The sequence below is a fragment of the Pseudomonas sp. JAI120 genome, from assembly GCF_014207255.1.
Classification (GTDB): domain Bacteria; phylum Pseudomonadota; class Gammaproteobacteria; order Pseudomonadales; family Pseudomonadaceae; genus Aquipseudomonas.
In genome coordinates, this window is the sequence record NZ_JACHCZ010000004.1 from 580376 (window position 1) to 605704 (window position 25329).

Below are 25329 nucleotides of genomic sequence, written 5' to 3' on the forward strand. Positions count from 1 at the left end.
TTACAGGTAGAAATCCAGGCGGAAATAGATCGGCGCTTCGCGCTCGGTCATCACGCCAGGTCGCTCCAGGGAGTGGGCAAAGGTCACGCTGGTGCTGACGTTTTTGCCGCGAGCGAACAGCTCCAGGGAGTTACTCGACACCCTGCCGTGCTGGTCATCGTTGTAGCGATCGTTGCGAATCACGCCCTGGTCATAGCCGACGCTGGCGCCGTATTCGGCAAAGGCGGGGCGCATCCAGTCGAGGGTCACCGGGCGTGCCCAGCGCACTTCGTTGCGCCAGTAGCCGCCGCTGTCGCCGGTCAGTTGCTGGTCCTTGAACCCGCGCACCGAGTACGAGCCGCCGAGGCTCATGCGTTGCGCCGGATACAGCACGTCTTCACTGCGCTGTCCGGTGGCCAGGCTGGAAAAACTCAACGATTCGCCCCACAGCATGAAGGGTTGCAGGTAGCTCACTGTGGCGGTGTATTTGCGGTAGCGCGGGGTTGGGGTGAGGTTGCCGCGGATGCGTTCCTGGTCGTCCTTTTGGGCGTCAAAGGCACCGGTACCGTTCTGCATGCCGACATCCAGGTTGACGAAGGCGCTACCGATGCGGCGCCCGTGGTTGATGCCCACCTGGAACTCGCTGAGGCGGTTGCTGCTGACGTCCAGGCGCTCGTCGTTGAAGTAGTTGTTGGTGCGCAGATGGGTCAGGCCGACGTTGACCGAGGTCTTGCTCACGTCATCGCGATGCACCACGCGCTCGGCACGGAGCTGGTGGTTCTGGCTGTCGCCTGTTTGCTTGTACTTGTAGCCGTCAAGGTCGCCCGGCGTGCGGTACTCGCTCTCACTGTAGGTGTAACTGAAGTTCCACCAGCCCCACGGCACGTTGTAATACAGCATGCTGTTTTTCGAGGTTTTCTGGTGGTCGCTGATGGCGTCGTGGCCACCGCGCAGGATCAGTTGATCGGCCAGGCCCAGCGGGCTGTCCCACTCAAGGCCGGCGCCCCACTGCTGTTCGCCGGTGCTTTTCTGGCCGTCGTTGTTGCGCGACAGGCTGGCGCGCCAGGGTTTTTGCGGCTGGTTTTTGACCAGCACTTCGCTGCCGCCGATCTGCGTGCCGGGGGTCAACTCCATTTGCGCCTGTTTGGACGGCAGGCGGCTCAGTTGATCCACCAATTGTTCGACTTCGCGCAGGTTGAGCGCTTCACCGACCTTGCCGGGAAACGCCATGGCCAGTTCGCGGTCGGTGACCGTGCTGCCCTGGGCGCCCTTTATGCCTTCGAGTTTGCCTTCGACCACCAGCACTTGCAGATGGCCGCTGGACAGGTCCTGCTGCGGCAGGTAGGCGCGGCTGGTGACGTGGCCCTTGGCGATGTAGTAGTCGGTGATGACCTTGAGCAGTTCGTTGAGCTGGGTAACGCCCAGGCATTGGCCGATGTAGGGTTTGAGCAGGCGGGTACGGTCGGCGGCGGACAGGCTGTCGGCGCCCTTGAGTTCGATGTCCTGGATGGGGAAGCAACGGGTATCTGCCGGCGTGGCCGGGGCCTCGGGCTTGGCCGCTTTGCCGGGCAGATCCTGGAGTTCCTGCAGGCGCCGCTGTTGCTCTTCGAGCAGGCGATTCTGACGGTCGCGGATCAGGTCCTGGTCCCCGGGCGTAGGAGCGGCCATGGCACTGTTTGCGCTCATATAGGCGAGCAGCAACGTGCAGAGGAAATACCGAGTCCGTGGCAATAAAAAAAACATATTCGGTCCGTCGAAAATCAAGGGCCGCGAAACTAACATTGAACTTGCGCCAACCCAAGAAGCTGAGCCAGTTGCACATTCGCACTCGTTAATCTCACAACTATTTGATTACTAACAATAAATAATCATCAAAAATACAGGCGGCCTGAAACTCGAAGTACTATTCCGACAGGCGGCAGCTCTTTTGATAGCGATTTATCGAATGAACTTATAACTGCCAGTATTTGGCCACTAAGTTCTTCCGAGATAAGTTAGTACCGAAAAGAACCGAATAGTTCGCGGCGTTTTTGTGAATTGGGTCCCACTTGTCGACATTCATGTTCGAGGTCGAGTGGATAGACAATTGTGGGAGGGGGCTTGCCCCCCCGGTAGCGGTGTGTCAGCCAAGTATTCATTAGCTGAACCACCGCTATCGGGAGCAAGCCCCCTCCCACATTGGATTGGATTTACAGTCCTTAGCTGACGTCTTTTTTCTCGGGCACCAGGGTCAATCCTTGTTTTTCCACGTCGCGGGAGACGTGGGCTTTGACTTCCGCCACGCCGCCGTCTTCGTCGTTGTGAATCACCAGTACACCCGGTCGGCGCAGTTGCTCCAGGTCGCCCTCGGCCAGGCTGAAACTCTCGTTCAGGTTCTGATCGCTGAGCGCCTTGGCCTCGGCGCGCCGCTGGGCGAACTTGCGCCCCTTGCGTTGCTGGTAGCGTGCCCAGGTGACCAGGATCACGGCGTTGAACAGTGCGATCCACAGGTAGATCTGCAAGGTGTTCAGCGCCGCGAAAATCGGCGCCTCGATGCGTGGGCCGCCGTGGGTGTTCAGCATCGAGGTGATCCCGCGCGCCAGTAGCCAGACCAACCCGGCCCAGGCCATCAGGGTCAACAACACATCGATGAGCCACATCACGGTACTTTGGCGGGTTCTGACCAGTTTCATGATCACGCCTCCTCTTCAACAGGTTTGATACCGCGATCCGGGCTGACCCAGCGCGCGCGCTTCTGGTGCTGGTTGAACAGCACCTTGGGGAAACTGACCAGGGTGGTGAACAGGCTGACCAGCCAGAACACCATCGGGTACCACACGGTCCAGAACAGGGTTTTCCACAGGTCTTTCTCATAGCGGCGGTCGATCAGGATGCTCACCGCAAACTGCACCAGGCACACCATCGCCAGCACCAGGCCGGTAAAGGCCGGCGGGACCAGGGAGTCCACGGTGATCGCCGGTGGCAGCACGATGAATTTACCCAGGCCCCAGAAAATCACCGAGAGCAGGAAGGTGAAGGCCCAACCGGTGGACAGGCAGTATTCGAACATCAGCGGCCACAGGTAGCGATGGCGCCATTGCCAGATACCCCGGATGTTTTTGAACAACACTTCAGCACCACCCTGGGCCCAGCGCAGGCGCTGTTTCCACAGGCCGCCGACGGTCTCGGGCATCAAGATCCAGCACAGTGCACGCGGCTCGTAAAAAATGCTCCAGTGATCGAGCTGCAGCTTCCAACTGACATCGATGTCCTCGGTGATCATGTCAGTGCTCCAGTAGTCGATGCGGTCCAGCGCCTTTTTACGGAACGCCACCACCACACCCGAGACCGTGAAGATTCGCCCGAATACGCGCTGGGTGCGCTTGATCAAGCCGATGATCGAGGAGAACTCGCCCACCTGCACGCGGCCGATCAAGGTCGAGCGTGTGCGAATGCGCGGGTTGCCGGTGACCGCACCCAGGCGCGGGTTGTCGAGCATCGGCGCGACCATGTAGGCCGCCGCGTTTTTATCCAACAACGCATCGCCGTCGATGCACACCAGGTATTCGCTGCGCGAGGCCACCGCGCCCATGCGCAGGGCCACGGCCTTGCCCTGGTTCTGCGCCAAGTGCAGCACCCGCAGGCGTGGATGCTCCAGCGCCAGGGCATCGAGGACGGCGGCGGTGTTGTCCTTGGAACCGTCGTTGACCGCGATCACTTCGATATTCGGGTACAGCTGGCCCAGCGCCGCATGGATGGTGTCGGCGGCGTTATCCCCTTCGTTGTAGCAAGGGATGATGATCGAGATCAGCGGGTTGCCGGCCAGGGCAGGCGCCGGGGTGTCTTCTTCCCAGGGCCAGTGGCGCTCCCAGTGCAGCCAGAAGTACAGCCCGCCGGCGATCCACAGCGCCGACATGAACAGCGGATAGAAGAACACGAAGTCCATCAGGAACTGCCCGGTGACCAGAAAGATCAGGCCCAGGGGCACACCCAATACCAGCGCGAGTACGAATATAGCCAGGATTCTGTCGAACATGGTCAAGGGTTCCATTGATTGGAAAGGGCCGGACGCACTGTCTTCAAGTCCGGGGAGTTTTCCAGGAAGTTGTCCGGGTAGTAGCCAAAACTCGTGACACCCTGGCGCTTGAGCACATTCATCCATTCGGCCAATTGCGTACCGCTGATATCGGGTGCGGCCTTGGTGCGCCAGTCCTTGGCTTGCAGCTCAAATACGGTTTTCTCCAGTGCGCCGGGGCGCGCCTTGACCGTCGCCACCAGTTTTTCCAGCCAGGCATTGGAGTTCTCGAGTGTCTCGCCTTCCATCAGCGGCATCGCCATCGGCGCAGTCCAGTCGTAGGTCTGGAGGAAATCGTCGAGGTTCTGTGCGAACCAGGCTTCGCTGCCGGGGTTGAGCATCGGCTCGGCGAAGAGATTGCGCGCGGTTTGTATCTGCGGACCACGGATGGCGCGGAACTTGGCGGTCAATTCGTTGGTGAAGTCGATCAGGTAGCGACTCTTGAAACGGGTCCAGCGTTGCATGATGGCCGGGTCGGCGCGCAGCGCAGCGATGCTGTTGGGCAGGCCATTGGCGGCATAGGCCTTGAGCGCTGCGGGGCTGGCGTCTTCGAAATCGCTGAGCAGCGCGTCATCGTGGTACAGCACGCCATCGATGGCACTGTTGCCGGTGCTCGCCAGGTCTTGGTAAATCTCGCCGATCATCTGCCGCACTTTCGGATCGAACGGCGACAAGCGCTGGTATTGGTCGGGATCAGGGCCGACCTTGCCGGTTTCCGGATCCCAGCGTGTGACGCGTGGCAGTTTGGGATCAAGGTCGAAACTCAGTACTGGCATCCAGGCAAACACGCTGGCCCGGGCACGGGTGTGCAACTGCCAGGCGACACGGTTGAACAAGTCGGCCCGCATCGGCAGGTGCCGGTTGGGGAAGTACAGCGAACGTACCAGGCCGTCACCTTTGGGGTCGGCGTAGGCTTGCAGGAACACGGTCACGGAGCCCATATCCACCACACGCTGCACCAGCACGTCGAGGTTATGCGCCTGTTGCACCGGATCGGGGTCGTAGACGTGATCCAGATCCACATGCAGTACGCGCAGCGGGGCCTTGGTCTGCACCGAGACAATGCTGCTCGCGAAGTGCTCGCCGTCCGGGTCGGAATCCACCAGGAAGCGCGGGCTGTTCATCAGTTTTTTCGAGTCGTCGAGGCCGTCGTCCAGGGTCAGCGCCATCTCATAGCCGTGCTCACCCACCACCGCCAGCGAGGTGCCGTCGGCAGCGCCATACGGCCATACCCATACCCGAGGCGCCTTGCCGGTGACCGTACGGATTTTGTTGGAAATCGCGACCACGTCGGCACGCATCCGTGCCTGGAACTGTGCCTCGGTTTCGTAGCGATTGGTCGCCGGATCAAAGCGCCGTGTGGTGGCGGCGGGCTCCAGGTTGCCCTGGGGGTTGGCCAGGATGCCTTTGTGATTGGCATCGGTGTGGGCAGCGATTTCCACCAGGCCGGACTGGGACACTTCGCGAATCTGCTGCCAGGTCAGAAAGTCGCCACGGGGCCGGGGCGTACCGGCGAAATCCACCGGTTGGTTGAGCGGTGTATCGATCCAGCTACCCACTGGCGCCAGCAGCGCCGGCCAGTGATACGCCCGCAGAATCGGCATCACGCGGGTATAGAAGCTCGAATAACCGTCGTCGAAGCTCAGCATGACGGCTTTGGGCGGCAGTGTCGGCCCGCCCCGGCGAGCGGCAAGGACCTGGTCCACACTGACCGCCTGGTACCCATTCTCCCGTAGCCAGGCCAACTGCTCGATCAAGCGTTCGGTGCGCACGGCCACCACTGCCTGGTCGGGATCGTTGTCCTCGACATCGTGGTAGGCAATGCCCAAAAAGTGGTTCTTCGGCCACGGCGCTTCGGCGGCCAGGATCGGCCGCTCGGCGGGCGGGGTGAATGGCGCGGGTTGCTGGGCGCAGGCGGCGGCCAGCAATATACCCAGGACCAACAAGCAACGGCTGAGGAGGGTCATGGTCAGGCTCTTCTAGAAACGGTAAGTGAGGTCGACGAGCAGGCGCAGATCGCGTTCGCGCTCACCGTCATAAGGTCGGCTGACCAGGCTCAGGTTGGCGCCGGCTTCCAGCACGTCGTTCCAGCGAAAGCGTTGGCCATAGCCGATCAGGCCGACACCGCCGGTGGAATAATCTCGCTGGCTGTAGGTGCCCGCACCGACCTGGAACTGCTGACTCCACTGGGTCTCGTAGCGGTTATAGAGCACATGGTTGACGGTGACGGTGGGCAACACGCCGAAGTCCGACTTGGGGTTGAAGTACAACGTATCTTCCTTGCTGTTGCGGCTGGCGCTGACGTCCAGGCCTAACTCCACTTGCACCTTGGGCGAGCTGTAGACACCCTCGCGGCCGGTGAGCAAGGCTTCGACCCGGTCGTTGCCATCGCTGAAATGGGACGGGCTGACTGTGAGTTTCCACTCCCGGCTCTCATTGGCGCGCCAGCGGATAAAACCACTGCCGCCGTTGGCCGTGACGTCGGTATTAAGCGCCCGCAACGGAGTAGTGGCCGAGAGGTAATCCAGGCTGCCGCCGTATTGCCAGTGGTCGTTGATGTCCCGGGCAATCGACAGCCGCGCGCCTTGTTTGGAACCAAAGCCGTAGGAATGGTTGGAGACCTCGGCTTCGAGGGTCATGTCACGGGTACGCCGCTCCACGCCGACGCGTTGCCAACGATGATGACCAGTGCCTTCGGCAAAGTCGGCGGTGCCATAACCGACACCGGCGAACAGGCGCCAGTCTTCGTCGATGGGCGGGGTGTAGATCACGGTTTCAATGCCCCAGTCACGGCTGCCGGACACCGCACCGGCTTCCTGGTCGTTGCCGCCCCCGAAGCTTTTACCGGTGTAGGCCTCCACGCGGACTTCAGCCATGTCGTGCACATCGCGCAGGCGTTTGAGGCGCTGTACCTGGCGGTTTTCCGGCGCGCGGGCGACGACATCGTCGGTGAGCAGGTCGAGTTGGCGCCACTCCTGCAAATCCAACGCCGTGAAGCCTTGGGACATTTCCACGCCGATGTCGCGCGGGCTCTGGTTTTCGGTTTCCTTGAGTGAATCTTCGGCGCGCCTCGGCCAGTCACGGGCACGGTACATCTCGGCCTGGGCCAGACGTACGCCGATGCTGCCGGGGGCTTTATTGCCCAGGGCCTCCAGGCTTTCTTCGCTGGCGTTGAGGTCAGCGCCATACGTACCGGCCTGGGCTGCCAGCTGCTGGGCGTCCATCCATTCATCGTTAGGGTTGCCGATGGGCAGGCCCTTGAGTTCAACCCGGGGCTTCTCGGTGCTGGCCAGGTTATTGGCGACTGCCCGCGCCTCTTCCACCTGGTCGCTTTCCAACAAGGCGTAGAACAGGGCGCTGCTGTCTTTAACATGATCACCTACGTCTGCGTCCGGAGCGGTCACCGCCTGGCGATACAGCGGCGCAGCCTTTTCTGGCTGGCGCTGGTCGAGGTAGGCCGCTGCGACCCAACGCACGGCGTACGTCGGCAGCTGCACACCTTGGGCCGTGAGGGCTTCGTACTCGCTGATCACTTCGGCAGTGCGTGCCCGTGCCTTGAGCGCACCCAGGCGGTCGATGCGCCAGCGCACCACATCGTCATGGGCAGTGGCGTCCGGGGTCCAGCGGGCGAGCAGTTTGTCGTAGTCCGCCAGGGCGCGGTCGGCAATCACATAGCGTTCTTTTTCGCTGCGCGTGGCGAACTCGGCCATGCGCACCCGTTCGGCGGCGAGGTCACCTTCCAGGCGGCGCTGGGTCACCGCGTCCACCAGGCCCGGACGCTGGGCGGACAGGCGCAACGCCGCTTCCGGCAGACGAGCCTTTTGCAGGGCGACGATGTATTCGCGAGCGACTTCAGGCTTGTCGCCAGCGCGGATAAACGCCTGGTCGAATTCAAACAGCGCGTCGTAGTCCAAGCCGGCACGGGTCAGCGCGTACCCCAGGGCCATGCGCCGGTTAGGGTCATCGGGCTTGGCGGCGACCAATGCGCGGATGCGTTTTAGCGCTTCGTCAGCCTTGCCGCCGTCGGCCTGGGTCAGGGCCAGGCCCAATTGCAGGTCAACGTTATTCGGCTCACGCAGCAACGCCTGGCGATAGACCGCCTCGGCCAGGGACCATTGCTGCTGGTTGCGATAGGTACGCGCGACGGTGGCAAGCGCCTGGGTGCTGATGTTGCGATGTTTGCCCTGGGCCTCGTACACCTTCAACACTTCGGCATCCTGGCCGGCCCAACCGGCGATCACCACATGATCGCTGACCTGGCCTGGCGTCTGGCGTTCGGCAGACAACTGGCGCAATTGGGTCAGGGCGGGGGTGAAGTTGCCGTTGCGCGCCTGAATAATCAGCGCGTCATAGGCCGGATCGGCCATGGCGAAGGCAGGCATCAGTAATTGGCTGCATAAGGCTGCCCCGACGAGCAGTCGCAACCGGCCTGATGCACTGAGTGGTAGGTTTCGCAACATATCGTGAGCTTCCTTACACACGGAAAGCTGTAACGATAAGTGGTCCTGAGCGAGTTGCCGCAGGGTGCCGGCGTCTAATGACCCGGCCTAGCTTTCCTGTGCGAACTATCTCTCAGGAAAGTAGGAAGAAGACCAATTCAGAACAATTGTTCAGAATTGCGCGGCCCGCCTGAAATGTGAATGTGGGAGCGGACTTGCCTGCGATAACGGGGTGCCAGCCTTGTGGCGAGCGGGCTTGTCCCGCGTTGGGCTGCGCAGCAGCCCCAAAACCAGGCGAGGAGTGCTTGATATAGCGCATTCGCCTTCATCAGGGGCGCTTCGCACCCCAACGCGGGACAAGCCCGCTCGCCACAGAGACCCAGTTTGCTGTGCGACAGCGCTAGGTCGCAAAGGTAGTGGGGCCTCCCACATTATTTACTTCGGGGCGATGGCGAACTCTTTACTGAGCGCCGCTGACCGCGCCGACCTTGGCCATCACAAACCCAATGAATTGCTCGACGGTCATCTTCTGGCCGTTGAAGGTCACTTCATTGTTGGCGTAGTGCAGCTTGGACACTACGTCGCTGCCGACCAGAGTCGCCAACTGAGTGCCGACCGCCATGCCGCTGACCATCTCGGCGGCCATTTGGGACTGCTGTTCGATGGCTTTCGGGTCGCTCACGCCACCGAGTTGCGCTTGCAGGGCGGCGACGTCACCTATCATCGGCTTGGACAGGGTCAGGTTGGCGTCCAGCAATGCAATCATCTGCTTGCCCAGTTCAACCGGCGGCAGCTCCATGGACGCCGGCTTGGCCAGGTCCACCAGCAGGTTGAACTTGCTTTCGCCATGGGTGGTTTTCAGGGAAAGGTTTTCCACCGCCAGTTGCGGCTTGGCGGCCAGTACCTGGTTGACGTTCGCTTCGGCAAGGGCCTGCTCGGCTTCATTCAGTTGCAGCTCAGGTGCAGGCTCGCCCGCTGCGGCGGCGGCTTGCACCGGCTGCATCTTGTCCTGGTAAAGCTTGGTCAGCACCAGCATGGCAGGGATGTCGACATTCTTCATGCTCAGGGCCATGGCCGCCGAACCCACGGGTTTGCCTTGGTAACCGATCTCGTCGATCTTGTAGTCGACACGGCCGGCCAGGTTGTTGTCCTTGGTTTCGCTGGAGTCTTTCTGCTCGAAGCCTTTGACGGTCAACACGGCTTTCTGCGGGCCGAAGGTGAACTTGCTGTCGGTCAGCTCAACGGTGTTTTGCCCGGTGTAGAAGCCAAAGGTGGATTTTTCCAGGTTGCTGGCGATGGTCAGGCCAGACAATTCAGCTTCGAAGTGTTCGCCCTTGCCATCCAGCCCGGCGATCTTGAAGCTGTTCATGAAGCCGTCAGCCTTGACCTTCTGGCCTTCGGCGGTGCTGTCGAAATTCAGGTTGGCGCCAGAGAAGCTCGCCGAAGCTGCGGCGTCCTTGAACTCCAGGGGAAGCAATTCGATGTTGCCGTTGACCGAACGGCTATAGCCGATATTGGCCACGCCCTTGAGCGGCGATACGTCTTTGGCGGCGGCGAACCACTTCTCGGTGGTGGCGTTCTTTTCCAGTTCGTAGTGACTGGTGGCCATGACCGGCAGCCATTTGAGCGTCACCAGACGCGAGAACGGCAGCGGGCCGTGTTCGATATGGTCGACGAACAGCAGTTCCGGATTAGGGTTTTCTTCGCCGAAGACCGAACCCTGGCCTTTCAAGCGGTAATGGGCGGTGCTGCTGAATACGCCACGCTCCAGGGACACCAGCTCCAGGGCCACGGTGCCATCGACGCCGGCCATGGACGTCTGCAGTTCCTTGTTGGCGTTCTGGATCGCGGTTTGCAGCACCGGCTCCAGCTGTTTACCGGTGTACCAGGCGCCGCCTGCACTGACGACGCCTACGGCGACAACAAAACCCAAAAGAACGACTGCTGGCTTATTCATGAAGTGACCTGATCAAATCCTGTGAGAAGTGGGCTGTCTTCCTTGAACCCTGTTGGGGTTGGCTCAAGCCCGCCGAAAACGGGGAGAAGATTAGCACTGGCAGCCGCGAACGGCCCAGCTTTCTCAGAGGGGTCAGGCGTGCAGTTGGTTCACGAATACTCCAATTCGATCTCGTCGAGTTGGTGGTCGAAACTCTTCAGGCGTGCCGTCCAGGTGTATACCAGCACCTCAAACTCGCGGTGTATGACCGCATTGCCGGGGGTGTCGGACTTGGGGTCGCAGAAGTCCAGTTGGTAGCGCTCACGGGCCATCTGCGTGGCAACGTCGGACAATTCCCGCGCGTTATTCAGCCAATGCCGGCCCTCGGCGACCTGCCGATCCAGCAATACACACTGTTTTTTCAGGACTTCGAGGCTTTTTTCCAGAGGCGTGCCGGTGAGGTCGCCCATGACCTCCTGGAAGGTGCGCCCCGGCTGCCAGTAGCTGCCCCAGAAATAGCGGTCGAACACGGTTTCGACGCGGCGCAGCGCCACCTTGGTGTCCCAGATCGCTACGCGGGTCTTGCCTTGTTCCAGGAGTTTTTTCTTGACCCGTTGATTTTGGTAAGAGGCCCAGGCGACGACGCCGATGGACAGGGTGCCGATCACCAGGCAGGCGCTGTCGAGAAACACCATGGCCTTGTCGAGTTGATGGGCGAGCATGACGCCGTAGAAATACGCGGCCGATAACAACACCAGTGCGAAGAGCACGCACCAGAAAGCGGGAGCATAAGGGTTTTTCATTATTGGAATCCCCATGAGCAAACGCGAGCAGTGTCAGGGGAGCACCTGCCCGTCAAACCGCAGTGCGCTCCACCTGACAAAGCATAGTCATTCGCTCAGGGTTTGCCGGGCTGTAACGCTTGCGTTCGTCCGCTTTCCCAGCCGCCGCCCAGGGCCAGGAACAGATCGATCTGGCTCATGGCAACCTGAGTGTTTGCCGCCGCCAGCTGCGCACGCATCGCGGTGTAGGTGCGGGTGGCTTGCAGGTCGGCGAGAAACGATTCGCGGCCGGCCTGGAAGAACCGGTGGGTCTGGTCCGCAGCCTCTTGGGCCGAGTGCTCGGCGTCCGCCAGCGCCTCGCGCCGTTGCAACACGGCGGTGTATTGCGCCAGGCCGGTCTGGGTTTCGCGGATGGCGTTGAGGACCACGCCGTCGAAATGCGCCAGGGCGCCCTGGGTCGCGGCTTCGGCTTCGTGGATACGCGCACGGGCGCCGTTGGTCGGCACCGTCCAGCTGATCATCGGGCCGAAGCCCCAGCGGTTGGTCGCCGGCTGGCCGAGGTTGTCGAGCAGGCCCACGGTGCCCACCGTGGCGCCGATGGCGATGTCCGGGTACAAGGCGCCGGTGGCCACACCGATACGTGCGGTGGCGGCGGCCAGTTGGCGCTCGGCCTGGCGCACGTCGGGGCGACGCTTGAGCAGTGCCGCGCCGTCGCCCACCGGCAACAATTGGGCGATGTGCGGCAGCTCGGCGCAGGTGCCGGTGCCCGCCGGCAGTTGGTCCACTGGCTTGGCCAGCAGCATCGACAGGCGGAACAGCCCGGCCTGGCGCGCCGCTTCATAGCGCGGCATGTCGGCGCGCAAGGATTTGTATTGGGTTTGCGAGCGGGTGACCTGGGTTTCATCACCACGGCCCGCGTCACGCAGGCGTTGGGTCAGTTTGGTGCTCTGGGCTTGCAGGTCGAGGGACTCGTTGGCAATCGCCAGTTCTTCGTTGGCCGCGCACACCTGGGTGTAGGAGCGCACCACATCGGCCACCAGGGTGATGCGCGCGATATCGGCGGCGGCCTGGGCCGCATCGGCGCTGGCCTGGGCGCTTTCGATGCCACGTTGCAAGGTGCCGAACAGGTCGAATTGATACGAGGTGGTAATGCCCACGCTGCCGATGTTATCCACCGGCACTTTGTCCGCCTGCAAAAACGCTTCGCCGGATTCCTGCAGGCGCTGCACCTCGGCCTTGGCGCCGGCACTCCAGCCGCCGGCAGATTCAGCTTGTTGGGTCTGATAACGCGCGCGCTGCAAGTTGGCAGCGGCCACGCGCAGGTCGGTGTTGGAGGCCATGGCCTGGCGCACCAACTCGTCCAGGCGCGGGTCTTTGTAGAGCTTCCACCAGTCGGCCGGCACCGGCGCCGACACCACGTTGTTGCCCTCGTCCGCCAGTTGCCCTTGCAGGTCGCTGCGGTTGACGGCGGACGTTGGCGGCAGCTTGTAATCCGGCCCCACCACTTGGCAGGCCGACAGCAACAACCCCAGCGCAGCGGTTGCCCAAAGCTGCTTCATGGCTTGGCTCCCTCGTTGGGTTTGTCGCCAATGATCGACACGGTCGCCGTACGCCCGGCGATCATGCGGAAGTCCGCCGGCACATCGTCAAAGGCGATGCGCACCGGAATCCGCTGGGCCAGGCGCACCCAGCTGAACGCTGGGTTGACGTTGGGCAGCAGGTTCGAGCCGCTGCTGCGGTCGCGGTCTTCGATACCGGCGACGATGCTCTGCACATGGCCGTGCAGACGGGCGTTGTCGCCGATCACACGGATGTCGACGCCCATGCCGACGTGGATGCCGTCGAGTTTGGTCTCTTCGAAGTAGCCGTCGATATGGAAGGAATTGCTGTCCACCACCGACAGCACCGGCCGCCCGGCGGTGACGAATTCCTGGGTACGCGGCGCGCGGTCGTTGACGTAGCCGTCTACCGGGCTGCGGATGACGGAGCGATCGAGGTTGAGTTGGGCCGAATCCACCGTCACTTGCGCTTCGGCCAGGGCCGACTGGGCGCGGGCAACGCGGGACTGGCTTTCTTCCAGTTGCTCGCTGGGCACCAGGTTGCCGAGGCCACGGTTACGCTTGTACTCGCGCTGGGCCTGGGCCAGGGTTTCCTGGCGGTCGGCCACGGCGGCCTGGGCTTGGCGCAGGGCCAGCTTGAAGCGGTCCTGGTCCACGGCAAACAGTACCTGCCCCTTGGTCACCAGTTGGTTGTCGCGTACATCGACGCGCTGGATCAGCCCGGACACGTCGGGCGCGATCTGCACGATGTCGGCACGGATGTGGCCGTCACGGGTCCAGGGGGCAAACATGTAGTACATGACCATGCGCCACACAACGACGACCGCGAAGCTCACGATCAACAACGTCAGGACTACACGGCCGATGGTCAAAAAAGGTTTTTTCATGTCATCAGGTATCGACTGAGTGAGTCCACCGCGCCCAGCAACAGCGCGTAGAGCCCCACATTGAACAATGCCCGGTGCCAGACCAGGCGATAGAAGTGGACGCGGGTCAACAGCCCGTGAACCACCAGGAATAACACGTACGTAATGCCCATCAGCACCAGCAGCGTGGGCAGGAACACACCGCTGATGTCCAGGTCACCGATCATAAAGGCGCTCCATCGGGTAGCGGCGCTTCCATCTCCGTGCCGCCAATGAATTCCACACCCGGCAACAAGGCCAGGCGCAGGCCGGCCAGCGCGTGCAGCAGGTGCAGGCGGGTATCGTCTTCGTCTTGCAGGCCCTGGCCGTTGAGGGCGCGGCGCGTGCGGTCGAGGGTCATCAGCAGACCGCTGGGCGCGGGCAAGCGTTCACCCGCCTTGAGGCAGGCTTTGAAGTAACCGCCCACACCTTCCACCACTTGGTTGAGCAGCACCCGCGGTACGCCGAGGATGCGCGGCGAATAGGCCAGCAGGTCGAGCAGGTTGAATGCCACGCGCAAGTCGCGCAGGGCGCTGCCGGTGTCCTGGTTGATCAACGCCAGGCGCGGCAGATGCTGCATCAGGCGGTCGAGCATTTGTGCGGCCAGGTGCCGGTGTTCGTTCAGAGTAGCGGGCTCGGTCAGACCGACGATGTCGCGCCAGCTGAAACGGGTCAGGCGCTTGGCCGCCAGTTCGGCGCCGAAGGGCCGTGCGATCAACGTCCACACAAAGGCGAACAGCAGGCCCACGGGCCCGGCCAGGTTGACGTTGGCGAAGTTGAGGAAGTCTGCGTCGTAGGCGCCCTGGATGCTGATGAACGACGAGGTGTTCACCAGCGTCAGCAGCATGCCCAGGTAAAAACGTGGCTGCACGGTCAGCGTGCCGATGCAGATGAACGGCACCGCGAACGCCAGTACCAGCATCGGGAAATCATGCAGGTTGGGCAGGACCAGGAACAGATAGAGGCTGGCGAACAGCACCGACATGGCGGTCCAGAAAAAGAACCGATAGATCTGCGGTGCCGGGTCGTCCATCGAGGCGAAAAAGCTGCAGGCCACCGCTGCCAGGATCACCGCGCTGCCGCCGTCGGTCCAGCCCAGCAGAATCCACAGTACCGAAGCGACGATGATCGCGGTGACGGTGGAAAACGCCGAGTAGAACATCAGGCCACGGTCGAGGAACGGCGTGAGCCGGCCCAGGCGCCAGTGGCGGTACACGGCACGCCAGGTGTCCTGGCTTTCGCACTGGATGGCGGCTTGCAGGCTGCGACAGTCTTGCCACAGGTCGATCCACTCACCGAGGCGGTAGAGGGCGTTGGAGAACAGCAGCGTGTGGCGGTCATCCAAAGCTTCGCCGTGGGGTTGCTGGGCGTCGACCTGGTCACGCAGGGCGCGCCAGCGTTCCAGCGGTGCGCTTTCGGTGGTGTTTTCCAGCCACTGCCGGGTGGCATCCAGCAGCGGCGTCAGTTGCTCTAGAAACTGCGGCGCACGCTGTTCGACGGCATACAGCGCATCGTCGAGTTCCTCCACCAACGGCAGCAGGTGGATCATGCGCCCGCGCAATTCCTTGGTATTGCGCACCGTCTGCGGCCGCGCGCCTTCGTGGGGCAACTGGCCGATCATCAATTCAAGGGTATTGAAGGTGGCAACCATGCCGCCGCGCAGGGTGCTGACTTCTTCCGGCTGCACATTGCGGGTGAGAAAGCGCTGGCTGTAGACCTGGGCGTCGCTGAACCACTTGGCCACCGCGCCATCGAACACCGGCATCAGCCGCCGTGGCCAGAACATCGCGCCCACCACCGCTGCGACCGCAATGCCGAGGAAGATTTCTTCTGTGCGCGCCTCGGCCACATCCCACACCGCCAGCGGGTTATCCACCACCGGCAGGGCGATCAGCGGCAAGGTGTAGCCGGCGAGCATCAAGGCATAGTTGTTGGCGGTGCGCAGGTGCATGGAGAGGAACAGCAAGGTGCCCGTCCACAGTGCGATCACCACCACCAGGATGTACGGCGATTGCACAAACATCGGCACAAAAAACACCGCCGCCGCCGCCCCCATCAAGGTGCCGATGGCGCGGTACAACGCCTTGGAACTGGTAGGACCGACAAACGGGCTGGAGACGATATACACCGTAGCCATCGCCCAGTACGGACGCGGCATTTGCATCAGCATGGCGATGTACAACGCGATCATCGACGCGGCGAAGGTACGAACCCCATAGAACCAGTCACGGGCGGGCGGAAAACCGGTAAAAAATCCGTTCAAAGCGTCGCCGCCTCAAAGGCCCGCAGTACGCGCAGTGCGGCTTCCATATCGGCGGTCGGAAGGTCCGCCAGCACTTCGCGGCGCAGGCGCACCAATTGCACCTCCACCGCCTGCACCAACTCGCGCCCACGCTCGGTCAGGCTCAGGGCCTTGGCGCGGCGGTCGTGGATGTCTTCGGTACGGCACACATAGCCGTCATGGCACAGCCGGTCGAGCAGACGCACCAGCGACGGGCTTTCCATCCCCGACGCCTGGGCCACTTTGACCTGATGCACCCCGTCGCCCAGGCGGCCGATCATCAACAGCGGCACGGCGCAGGCTTCTGAGATGCCATAGCTCACCAGCGTGCTCTGGCAGATTTTGCGCCAGTTACGGGCGCCCACCACCATGCTGCTGCTGAGGTTCATCTGGAGTTGTTCGAGGGATTGAGGCACTGGATAGTTCGCATACAGTTAGTTTGCTAACTATCAATATGAAGAAAGGCGCTAGATGCGTCAAGTTTTGAAACAATTTAGCGATGGGTGGAGCGATTCAGTGGCAACACCGCTGGACGAATGTGGGAGGGGGCTTGCTCCCGATAGCGGAGTGTCAGTGAACAGATTCGTTAGATGATCCACCGCCATCGGGGGCAAGCCCCCTCCCACATTTACACCCCTCGCCCACCCCGCAACATCAGATTCAACTCATCCACCACTTCCGCCCAATCCGCATCGTCCAGAATTTCCTCGCGCAAAAACGCTTTCTGGCTCTCCGTCCAGAAAAACGCATCTGCCAATTTCAGATCCGGCTTGAGTGGCGAGTGGGCGGTCACAAACTGATCAATACTGACCGGGTCATCCGGCAGCCCAAGCTGTTTGAACAGTGACGGCAAACTGTGCACGGGCGATTGCATGGCGGGCTCCTAAGAAGATGAATGCCCAGAGTCTAGTTCAGGCGCCAACCAGGCCAACAACCGCTCGACGCCCTGCTGTGCCGACAGCACGCCGGTATCCAGTTCCAGCGACGCGTGGGGCGGTGGTTCGTACGGCGAACCAATGCCGGTAAACCCCGGTAGTTCGCCCCGGCGTGCGCGGGCGTAATGACCTTTGGGGTCGCGCCGCTCACAAACCGCCAGCGAAGCATTGCACCACACTTCGCGATAATCGGCGCCCAGGCGCTCGGCGAAGACCTCGCGCAATTGCACCAGGGGCGCAATCAGCGCCAGGATCACGATCTGCCCGTTGTCCACCAGCAACGCCGCGAGTTCGCTGGCGCGGCGGATGTTTTCCAGGCGGTCGCTCTCGGCAAAGCCCAGGTCTTTGTTGAGTCCCACGCGCAAGGCATCGCCGTCGAGCACGATGCTCTGGCGCCCTTGCTCGAAGAACGCGGCCTGCAGGCCCTGGGCCAGGGTCGACTTGCCCGAGGCGGGCAAGCCGGTGAGCAGGATCGCCACTGCACGATGGCCATTGCGCGCCTCGCGTTGACGGCGCGTGATGCTCGCCGTCGGCGCCACCAGGTTATTGGGCGACGGCACGCGGCACCGGTGCGGCGATGTTGCCGGCGGCCCAGGCCGATTCACGGCTGGCCAGGGCGGTGGCGATGCTTTGCACGCGGTCGGAGTCCAGTTGCTCCGGCAGCGGGTCGAGCCCGGCGCTGGCGAAGATCTGGCCGTAGGCGTTGCGCAGGTCGGCGTAGGCCAGGTCACGGCGCAGGTCGGCTTGCAGGGTGTTGAGCTCGCCCTGGATCAGGTCGAGTTCGCCCAGGCCCGCCGCCTGGTGGCGGTTGCGCAGCTGGGTGAGGATCTGCCCGTCGATATTGGCCAGTTGTTCGTTGGTCTTGAACTGGCGCACGGCATCCTGGAAGTTGGCGTTGGCCACGTAGACCTGGGCCAGTACCGCGATGGACATGGCCTGGCGCCTTGCAGTGGCGACTTCTTCACCGGCCTTGGCGACGTCGATGGCGGCCGGGGCGGAGATCACGTTGAACAGGTTCCAGGTGATCTTGGCGCCGTAGTCGGCCCAGCGGTTGTCCACCAGGAACGAGTTGCTGTCGTAGTGGCCACCGGCGGAAAACTCCAGGCCGGGCAGCAGGCGCAGCATGGCTTTGCGGGTTTCGGCAGCACTGATGCGGGTCTGGTAGTCCTGCTCGCGCAATTCCGGGCGATTGGCCAGGGCTTCCTGTTCCAGGCTCGCCAGGTTGACCTTGAGTTGGGGCACCACGTAATCGTCCGGCGTGGCCAGTTTCAGGTCAGTGCCCATGGGCAGGTTGATCAAGGTTGCCAGTTCGGTCTTGGCCAGGGACAAGGCGCGGCGCTGTTCCTGCAACTGGCGTGTGGCTTCGATCAATGAGCGCTGGTAGCCAAGGGCCTGGACCGGGTCGCCGATGCGCTGCTCGCTCATGCTCTGGCTGTCGGTCTGGGCCTGGTCGACCCGCGCCATCAGGCTGTCGATCTGGGTCAGCAGACGCTCGGCCGCCACCGCTCGCCAATAGGCCGAGCGCACGTCCTGGACGATGGTGTTGATGACCTTGCGGCGACGCTCCTGGATGATCAGGCGCTGGTCGCCCTGCTGTTTGGCACTGATGTAGCTGACGCCGAAGTCGAGGACGTTCCACACCATGGTCAAGTCTGCCACACGACGGTCGCGGTCCTGAGAGGTCGAGGGTTCCAGGGACTGGGTACCGGTGAGCACGCTCTGGCTGCTGGAGGCGTTAGTATTGTTGCGCCCGGCGTAGCCGGCGGACAGCGCCATACGCGGCAGCATGTCAAAGCTGGACAGGTCCGACTGGCGCTTGGCCAAGGCTTCTTCCATCACCTTCAAGCGGCCTTCGAGGTTGTATTTCACTGCGCGGGCCATGGCCTGGTGCAAGGTAAGCGGGCCGCTGAGGGGTTCCTGTCCCGTGTACATGCCTTGCAGATCATTGCGGGCGCGTTGCTCGCTGACACTGCGTTCAATCGGCTTACTGGTGACCGCGCAACCGCTGATCGCCAGCACCAGCAAGCTGGCGCCGAACACCTTATGACGTGTATTCATCCTTGTACTGCCCCTGTTCCTGCCTCGAAATTAGTTGTATTCAAGCCTGCATTTCGCTGATGCCGATCTGTTGCAGTGCGTGGGCCAGGTCGATTACCTGGCGATGTTGTTTGTCGTCGAGCTGTTGCAATTGCTGGCCAAGGGTCGGTGCACCAAAGACGCCGCGCAGGCCTTGGGCCGCCTCGCCGCCGCCCTTGATCGACTTGCTGTCGAACGCCTTGAAGCCGCTATCGTTGCCACCGGTGTCGCGGTTGAACAGGCCCGACAACGTGCTTGAGCCAAACACCCCGCCGTCGCCACCGCCGAAGCCGAGGAAACCACTGCCGCTGCCGCTGCCGCTGCCGTCGCCACTGCCATCGGTACTGAACACCTGGGCGATATAGCTGGGTGACGAGGCGCCGTCGTTGATGAAAATACGGCCGATCGGCGGCAGGCCTGCGCCCATTTCACGTTGTTCAAACAGCGGCGGGAAGCCGATGGGTGAACCCAGGTCGCCACTTGGGCGGCCGAAAATGATGGGCTGCAACGGCGGGTTCGGCGCGTCCTGGGGCGCAACCGGGTCGGTGACGCGAAACAGCGGGTCGCCGGTCAGTGCAAGGGTGTTGACCCCGAAGTTATCGGAGTTGGCAAAACCGCTGCCGGCGTTGCCAGCCAGGTCAGCCACCAGGCTGGTGTCGAGGGTGATGAAATTACTCGGGTCGTTGATATTCGCCGTCGGCGTCAGGGTCGCGGTCCAGGTCTTGCCGCCATCGCTGGTGGCCAGATTGGACAAGGTGCCGTTGGCGACGCTGAGGTCATCCAGGTCGAAACCGGTGACTTTCTCGCTGAAGGTGAAGGTCACGGTGGTGGTCTGGCCAACTGTCAGGCTGGGGTCAGCTAGGCTGATGGTCGCAGTAGGCCGCTCCCCATCAATCGCAAAGTTGTTGGAAATTACGATTCCGCTGCCGACGTTACCCGCTGCATCATTCACCAGACTGGTATCCATTACGATCAGGTTGGTGGCATCGCTGATGGCCGCCGTCGGCGTCAAGGTGGCGGTCCAGGTTTTACCGCCATCGCTGCTGGCCAGGTTGGACAACACAGCATTGGCCACGCTCAGGTCCGACAGATCAAAACCGCTGACCGCTTCACTGAAGCCGATGGTCACCGTGGTGGTCTGCCCGATGCCCAGGTTGTTGTCAGCCACGGAGATCGTCGCGGTTGGGCGCTGGGTGTCTATCGTGAAATTGTTGGAGTCGGTGGTGGCGACACCTGCGTTGCCGGAGACATTGCTCACGCCGGCATTGTCCAACGTGATCACGTTGCTGGCATCGGAAATACTCGCGCTCGGCGTGAACATGGCCGTCCAGGTGATGCCGCCGTCGGAGGACGACACGTTGCTCAGCGTGCCATTGCTGACGGCCAGGTCGCTGTTGTCGAAACCGCTCACCGCTTCGCTGAAGGTGATGGTTACCAGCGAGGCTTCACCGATGTTCAGCGATGTATCGGCGACCACGATGGTTGCCGTCGGCACCTGCGTATCGATGCTGTAGTTGGCGCCATCGGTGGTACCGGTTCCGGTATTGCCCGCCGCGTCACTCACGCCGGTGTTGTCCAGGGTAATCAGGTTGGTGGTGTCCCGCACACCGAGGGTCGGGGTGAAGACTGCGGTCCAGGTCACGCCGCCGTCGCTGCTGCTGACAGCGCTCAGGGTACCGTTGGCAACGCTGAGGTCATCGTTGCTGAAACCGCTCACGGCCTCGCTGAAGGTAATGGTCACCAACGAGGTTTCGCCGACACTCAGGTTGGAATCGGCCAGCACGATCGTTGCGGTTGGGCGCTGGGTATCCAGCGCGTAATTGTTGGAATCGGTGGTGCCAACGTTGGCGTTGCCGGCCAAGTCAACGACGCTTCCACTGTTAAGCGTAATGACGTTGCTGGTGTCGGTGACGCCATTGGTCGGCGTAAAGGCCGCCGTCCAGGTGATGCCGCCGTCACTGCTGCTCAGCCCCGAAACCACACCGTTGGCGACGGTCAGGTCAGCACTGGTGAACGCCGTCACGGCCTCGCTGAAGGTAATGGTCACCAGTGAGGTCTCGCCGACGGCAATGACGGTGTCGGCCACGACGATGGTCGCGGTCGGCCGCACCGTGTCGACGGCGTAGTTGTTCGAATCGGTGGTGCCCACGCCTGCGTTGCCTGCGCCGTTGACCAAGCCGGTATTGTCCAGGGTGATCACGTTGCTGGTGTCGGAAATACTGGAGCTCGGTGTGAACGTGGCGGTCCAGGTGACGCCGCCGTCGGTGCTGCTCATGGTGCCGAGTGTGCCGTTGCTGACGGTCAGGTCCGCATTGTCGAACCCGCTGACCGCCGAGTTGAAGGTCACCGTGACCAACGATGTCTCGCCAATACTTAGCGTGGTATCGGCGATGACGATGGTCGCCGTCGGCACGTTGGTGTCGACCTGGTAGTTGTTGGAGCTGGTGGTGCCGGTACCTGTGTTGCCCGCAGCATCATTGATGCCGGTATTGTTCAGGGTAATCACATTGGACGTGTCGCTGACACCGAGGGCCGGTGTGAAGGTGGCAGTCCAGGTGACACCACCATCACTGCTGCTGACCGCGCTCAACGTGCCGTTGGCCACGCTCAGGTCCGAATTGTCGAAACCGTTGACCGCCTCGGAGAACGTAATGGTCACCAGCGAGGTTTCGCCGACGCTCAACGCGTTGTCAGCCACCACGATGGTCGCGGTGGGGCGTTGGGTGTCGACGGCATAATTGTTGGAGTCGGTGGTGCCGCTGCCGACGTTGCCCGCCCCATCCACGACGCCGGTGTTACTGAGGGTGATCAGGTTAGTGGCATCGCTGGTGCCGACGCTTGGGGTGAAGGTCGCGGTGTAGGTGATGTTGTCGCTGGTGCTCAAGCCGCTGAGGCTGCCGTTGGCGACGGTCAGGTCGGCCAGGGTGAAACCGGTCACCGCCTCGTTGAAGGTGATAGTGACCAAGGACGTTTCGCCGATGCTCAGCGCGTTGTCGGCCACCACAATGGTCGCGGTCGGGCGCAGGGTATCAATGGCGTAGTTGTTGGAGTCGGTGGTGCCGCTGCCAGCGTTGCCCGCCGCGTCACTCACGCCAGTGTTGTCCAGGGTGATGAGGTTGCTGGCATCGCTGGTATTGGCGCTCGGCGTGAGCGTGCCGGTCCAGGTGATACCGCCGTCGCCGCTGCTCAGGCCGGTAAGCGTGCCGTTGGCGACCGTCAGGTCGGCGCTGGTAAAACCTGTCACCGCTTCGCTGAAGGTGATGGTCACCAGCGAGGTTTCGCCGACGCTCAAAGCGTTGTCGGCCACCACAATGGTAGCGCTGGGGCGCTGGGTGTCGACGGCGTAGTTGTTGGAGCTGGTGGTACCACTGCCAACATTTCCGGCCGCGTCCGCCACACCGGTATTGGCCAGGACGATCAGGTTGGTGGCATCGCTGGTGCTGACGCTTGGGGTGAGCGTCGCGGTCCAGGTGATGCCGCCATCGCTGCTGCTCAGCCCGCTCAATACGCCATTGGCAACGGTCAGGTCGGCCAGGGTGAAACCGGTCACCGCCTCACTGAAGGTAATCGTGACCAGGGACGTTTCGCCGATGCTCAAGGCGTTGTCGGCCACCACGATGGTGGCGGTCGGGCGCAGAGTATCGACGGCATAGTTATTGGAGTCGGTGGTGCCACTGCCGGTATTGCCCGCCAGGTCACTCAAGCCGGTGTTGTCCAGGGTGATCAGGTTGGTGATGTCGCTGGTGCTGGCGCTCGGGGTGAGCGTCGCGGTCCAGGTAATGCCGCCATCGCTGCTGCTCAGCCCACTCAACACGCCATTGGCAACGCTCAGGTCGGCGAGGGTGAAACCACTCACGGCCTCGGTGAAGGTGATGGTCACCCCGGAGGTTTCACCGATGCGCAGCGCGGTGTCGCTCACCACGACAGTGGCGGTGGGGCGTTGTGTGTCGATGGCGTAGTTGTTGGAGTTGGTGGTCCCCACGCCAGCGTTGCCATTGAGGTCCGACACACCCGTGTTATTGAGGACAACGAGATTCGTCGCATCGGTGATCACCGCGTCCGGCGTCAGCGTGGCCGTCCAGGTGATACCACCGTCACTGCTGCTCAGGCCCGTGAGAGAGCCATTGGCCACGGTCAGGTCGGCGGTGGTGAAACCGCTCACCGCTTCGCTGAAGGTAATGGTCACCAGGCTGGTTTCACCGATCCTGAGGGCCGTGTCGGCGATCACGATGGATGCGGTCGGCGCCACGGTATCGTTGACCACATAATTGTTCGAGTCGGTGGTGCCCACGCCGGCGTTACCGGCCAGGTCGGCCACGCCAGTGTTGTTCAGCGTGATGATATTGGTGGTGTCGGCGATATTGCTGGCCGCGGTCAACGTTCCCGTCCAAGTAATTCCGCCGTCGCCAGTGGTCAAGGTGCCGACGCTGCCGTTCTGCACCGTCAGGTCTGCCGCAGTGAGGCCGGTCACGGCTTCGGAGAAGGTGATGGTCACCAACGACGTACCGCCGGAGTTCAGGCTGGTATTGGCGACCACGACGGTCGCTGTGGGTGGCGTCTCGTCCGGCACATAGTTGGTGTCGAGGGTGCCGCCATCACTGTAGATGTTGGCCACCGACGCAGGCGAAACACCCGCAGTGCCCGCACTTGTGCCACCCACGCCACTGCCGCCGACGTTGCTGACGCTGCCGGCCAGGGCAGCGAAGTTGGCTGCGGTCATCAGGATCGAACCTTTGTTCCAGATGGCACCGACACCGACGCCGCCCGCTCCGCCCGCTTGCAAGTAGCCACCACCCGCGCCGCCACCGCCACCGCCGCCGCCCGCGCCGACGTTGTTGGAGATGACCGTGTTGCCGATGATCCGCAGGGTCGCGCCGGTGTCGTTGTAGATCCCCCCCACCGCGCCGCCGCCAGCGCCGCCGATGTCGTTGTACCCGTCACCGCCGCCGCCGCCGCCAATGGACAATCCGCCACTGACCGCGCTACCGCCAGCCGAACCGGTGCTGTAGCCCGGATACGCCGCGCCGCCCGCACCACCGGTGGTGGAACCGCCACGCCCGCCGATGTTGAAGAAGCCACCGCCTGCACCGCCTTGCCCCGCCGAGCCGTTGGAGCCCGTGGAGTTGAGCGTATCGCCCCCCCTGCCACCGGTACCTCCGGTGATCGCGCCACCACCACCACCGCCGCCGCCGGCGTACTGCGGCGTTACACCCCCACCGCCGCCACCGCCCGAAGCGGCGTTGGCGGTCACCGTGACGTTTTTCAGGGTCAAGGTGCCGGCGTTGTAAATACCGCCGCCCTGGGACACCAGCGCACCATCACCGCCGTTACCGCCATCGCCCGCCTTCATCCCCCGGGTAATCACCAGGCCATCAAGCGTGGCCGTGGTGCCGGACGTCACGTTCATGATCTGGGTGCGGTACTGGCCGTCGAGGGTCACGTCAGCAACGTTGTCGTTATTGAGGTCACCGTCGATGGTGATGTTTTTATCGACCACCAGCACCGACGTCAGCCCGATGGTCATGCCGGCATTGAAGGTGACGATGTCGCCGTTCTGTGCAGACGCCAAGGCGGCGCGCAGGGAGCCCACGCCGCTATTGAAATTGTTGGTGGCGGTCCAAGTGGCCAGGCCCCATTGATACTCGCTCATGGCGCTGGCCGACAACACGTTGGCACTTTCGATATTGCCTGTGGCGATTTCCAGGTCCCAGTCGCCACCCAGGCCGGTGCGGTCGTTTGACCCCGCCACGTCGCGGCCGGTCAACTGCGCTAATGAATCGACCAGGCTCAAGCCACGCTCGCCTTCGGCGGTGTAGCAGCCATAGATCAGGATGTCGCCACCGACGTTCATGTCCTGGCCGATCTGCGCCAGTACCTCGCTGCGGGTCTGGACGTTATCCGCCGACAGGTAACTGTTGCCAAGCCACAAATCGCCGGCGTTACCGTGGGCGATGATCTGCACCGAGCTGACGCCCTGGTGGCTGTCCAGGTAATCGGCGATCTGCTGCAAACCGTCCTTGGTCGCATCCAGTTGTATCACCTGGGTACCGGGCGCCACGCCCTCGAGCAGGCTGGCGGAATCCTTGACTCGGGAGTCGACGAACAGCACGCTTTTGCCCGGCACCGCCGCGTGGGTCGCATCGACCTGGCCCTGGGGCGCGTGAGTGTCCGCCGGCTGATCCGCCGTGGGGGTCTTGACCGCCTCGGCCGTGGGCTGGGCATCCGGCTGCGCGGCATCGGCCACGGTTGCCGCCACCGCACCGTCGAACAGCATTCGCGGCTCCAGGAACATGATCATTGGCGATGCCAGGGCGTGTGCACCCTCGGTTACACGCGATTTGCCTTTGCTCCACCACATGACGATCACCTGAACTCGAACGCTT

Annotated in this window: 16 protein-coding genes; all 16 read right to left on the bottom strand. The window is 62.6% G+C overall.

Features of this window, described 5'->3' with window-relative positions:
• Entirely contained in the window at window positions 1-1722 is a 1722-nt protein-coding gene (locus HDC32_RS23575; protein ID WP_131700505.1) for a ShlB/FhaC/HecB family hemolysin secretion/activation protein, read from the bottom strand.
• Between the two features lie 455 nt (window positions 1723-2177).
• The gene (gene pgaD, locus HDC32_RS23580; protein ID WP_131700504.1) at window positions 2178-2651 is read right to left on the bottom strand and encodes a poly-beta-1,6-N-acetyl-D-glucosamine biosynthesis protein PgaD; all 474 of its coding nucleotides are present in this window, start codon (window positions 2649-2651) and stop codon (window positions 2178-2180) included.
• Between the two features lie 2 nt (window positions 2652-2653).
• Complete coding sequence (pgaC, locus tag HDC32_RS23585) at window positions 2654-3994, bottom strand: poly-beta-1,6-N-acetyl-D-glucosamine synthase (RefSeq protein WP_167656025.1); 1341 nt, start codon at window positions 3992-3994, stop codon at window positions 2654-2656.
• A 2-nt stretch (window positions 3995-3996) separates the two neighbouring features.
• Window positions 3997-6000: a poly-beta-1,6-N-acetyl-D-glucosamine N-deacetylase PgaB gene (pgaB, locus tag HDC32_RS23590; protein ID WP_184745672.1), complete on the bottom strand. Its 2004-nt coding sequence runs from the start codon at window positions 5998-6000 to the stop codon at window positions 3997-3999.
• Window positions 6001-6012: 12 nt separating this feature from the next.
• Window positions 6013-8493: a poly-beta-1,6 N-acetyl-D-glucosamine export porin PgaA gene (gene pgaA / locus HDC32_RS23595; RefSeq protein WP_184745674.1), complete on the bottom strand. Its 2481-nt coding sequence runs from the start codon at window positions 8491-8493 to the stop codon at window positions 6013-6015.
• Window positions 8494-8932: 439 nt separating this feature from the next.
• On the bottom strand, window positions 8933-10429 hold the full coding sequence (locus HDC32_RS23600) for a YdgA family protein (protein ID WP_167656027.1): 1497 nt from the start codon (window positions 10427-10429) through the stop codon (window positions 8933-8935).
• Between the two features lie 149 nt (window positions 10430-10578).
• Entirely contained in the window at window positions 10579-11211 is a 633-nt protein-coding gene (locus HDC32_RS23605) for an NADH:ubiquinone oxidoreductase subunit N (RefSeq protein ID WP_131700499.1), read from the bottom strand.
• A 95-nt stretch (window positions 11212-11306) separates the two neighbouring features.
• Window positions 11307-12749: an efflux transporter outer membrane subunit gene (locus HDC32_RS23610; protein ID WP_184745676.1), complete on the bottom strand. Its 1443-nt coding sequence runs from the start codon at window positions 12747-12749 to the stop codon at window positions 11307-11309.
• Window positions 12746-13636: an efflux RND transporter periplasmic adaptor subunit gene (locus HDC32_RS23615; RefSeq protein ID WP_090401202.1), complete on the bottom strand. Its 891-nt coding sequence runs from the start codon at window positions 13634-13636 to the stop codon at window positions 12746-12748. The genes HDC32_RS23610 and HDC32_RS23615 overlap by 4 nt, the downstream gene beginning before the upstream one ends.
• A complete protein-coding gene (locus tag HDC32_RS23620; RefSeq protein ID WP_012721577.1) occupies window positions 13633-13842 on the bottom strand; it encodes a DUF1656 domain-containing protein in 210 nt (69 codons plus the stop codon). Before HDC32_RS23620 ends, HDC32_RS23615 begins: the two co-directional genes overlap by 4 nt.
• Window positions 13839-15917 (bottom strand): FUSC family protein, encoded by a 2079-nt coding sequence (locus tag HDC32_RS23625; protein ID WP_184745678.1) that lies wholly within the window; start codon window positions 15915-15917, stop codon window positions 13839-13841. Before HDC32_RS23625 ends, HDC32_RS23620 begins: the two co-directional genes overlap by 4 nt.
• Window positions 15914-16324 (bottom strand): MarR family winged helix-turn-helix transcriptional regulator, encoded by a 411-nt coding sequence (locus HDC32_RS23630; protein ID WP_065941015.1) that lies wholly within the window; start codon window positions 16322-16324, stop codon window positions 15914-15916. Before HDC32_RS23630 ends, HDC32_RS23625 begins: the two co-directional genes overlap by 4 nt.
• Window positions 16325-16563: 239 nt before the next feature.
• Window positions 16564-16809 (bottom strand): DUF2789 domain-containing protein, encoded by a 246-nt coding sequence (locus HDC32_RS23635; RefSeq protein WP_184745680.1) that lies wholly within the window; start codon window positions 16807-16809, stop codon window positions 16564-16566.
• Window positions 16810-16818: 9 nt separating this feature from the next.
• Entirely contained in the window at window positions 16819-17430 is a 612-nt protein-coding gene (gene cysC / locus HDC32_RS23640) for an adenylyl-sulfate kinase (protein WP_131700494.1), read from the bottom strand.
• Window positions 17414-18928, bottom strand: coding sequence for a TolC family protein (locus tag HDC32_RS23645; RefSeq protein WP_131700493.1), 1515 nt, complete (start codon window positions 18926-18928; stop codon window positions 17414-17416). The genes cysC and HDC32_RS23645 overlap by 17 nt, the downstream gene beginning before the upstream one ends.
• Window positions 18929-18968: 40 nt before the next feature.
• Window positions 18969-25304 carry an Ig-like domain-containing protein gene (locus HDC32_RS23650; protein WP_184745682.1) on the bottom strand — a complete coding sequence of 2112 codons (6336 nt, stop codon included), beginning with the start codon at window positions 25302-25304 and terminating at the stop codon, window positions 18969-18971.
• Window positions 25305-25329 lie beyond the last annotated feature (25 nt).

Excerpts from the sequence above, each read along its gene's own strand:
- pgaD (WP_131700504.1), bottom strand. The coding sequence starts at position 2,651 with ATGAAACTGGTCAGAACCCGCCAAAGTACCGTGATGTGGCTCATCGAT.
- pgaC (WP_167656025.1), bottom strand. The coding sequence starts at position 3,994 with ATGTTCGACAGAATCCTGGCTATATTCGTACTCGCGCTGGTATTGGGT.
- HDC32_RS23630 (WP_065941015.1), bottom strand. The coding sequence starts at position 16,324 with ATGAACCTCAGCAGCAGCATGGTGGTGGGCGCCCGTAACTGGCGCAAA.
- HDC32_RS23615 (WP_090401202.1), bottom strand. The coding sequence starts at position 13,636 with ATGAAAAAACCTTTTTTGACCATCGGCCGTGTAGTCCTGACGTTGTTG.
- HDC32_RS23575 (WP_131700505.1), bottom strand. The coding sequence starts at position 1,722 with ATGTTTTTTTTATTGCCACGGACTCGGTATTTCCTCTGCACGTTGCTG.
- HDC32_RS23650 (WP_184745682.1), bottom strand. The coding sequence starts at position 25,304 with ATGTGGTGGAGCAAAGGCAAATCGCGTGTAACCGAGGGTGCACACGCC.
- HDC32_RS23610 (WP_184745676.1), bottom strand. The coding sequence starts at position 12,749 with ATGAAGCAGCTTTGGGCAACCGCTGCGCTGGGGTTGTTGCTGTCGGCC.
- HDC32_RS23645 (WP_131700493.1), bottom strand. The coding sequence starts at position 18,928 with ATGAATACACGTCATAAGGTGTTCGGCGCCAGCTTGCTGGTGCTGGCG.
- pgaB (WP_184745672.1), bottom strand. The coding sequence starts at position 6,000 with ATGACCCTCCTCAGCCGTTGCTTGTTGGTCCTGGGTATATTGCTGGCC.
- HDC32_RS23620 (WP_012721577.1), bottom strand. The coding sequence starts at position 13,842 with ATGATCGGTGACCTGGACATCAGCGGTGTGTTCCTGCCCACGCTGCTG.
- HDC32_RS23605 (WP_131700499.1), bottom strand. The coding sequence starts at position 11,211 with ATGAAAAACCCTTATGCTCCCGCTTTCTGGTGCGTGCTCTTCGCACTG.
- HDC32_RS23600 (WP_167656027.1), bottom strand. The coding sequence starts at position 10,429 with ATGAATAAGCCAGCAGTCGTTCTTTTGGGTTTTGTTGTCGCCGTAGGC.
- pgaA (WP_184745674.1), bottom strand. The coding sequence starts at position 8,493 with ATGTTGCGAAACCTACCACTCAGTGCATCAGGCCGGTTGCGACTGCTC.
- HDC32_RS23635 (WP_184745680.1), bottom strand. The coding sequence starts at position 16,809 with ATGCAATCGCCCGTGCACAGTTTGCCGTCACTGTTCAAACAGCTTGGG.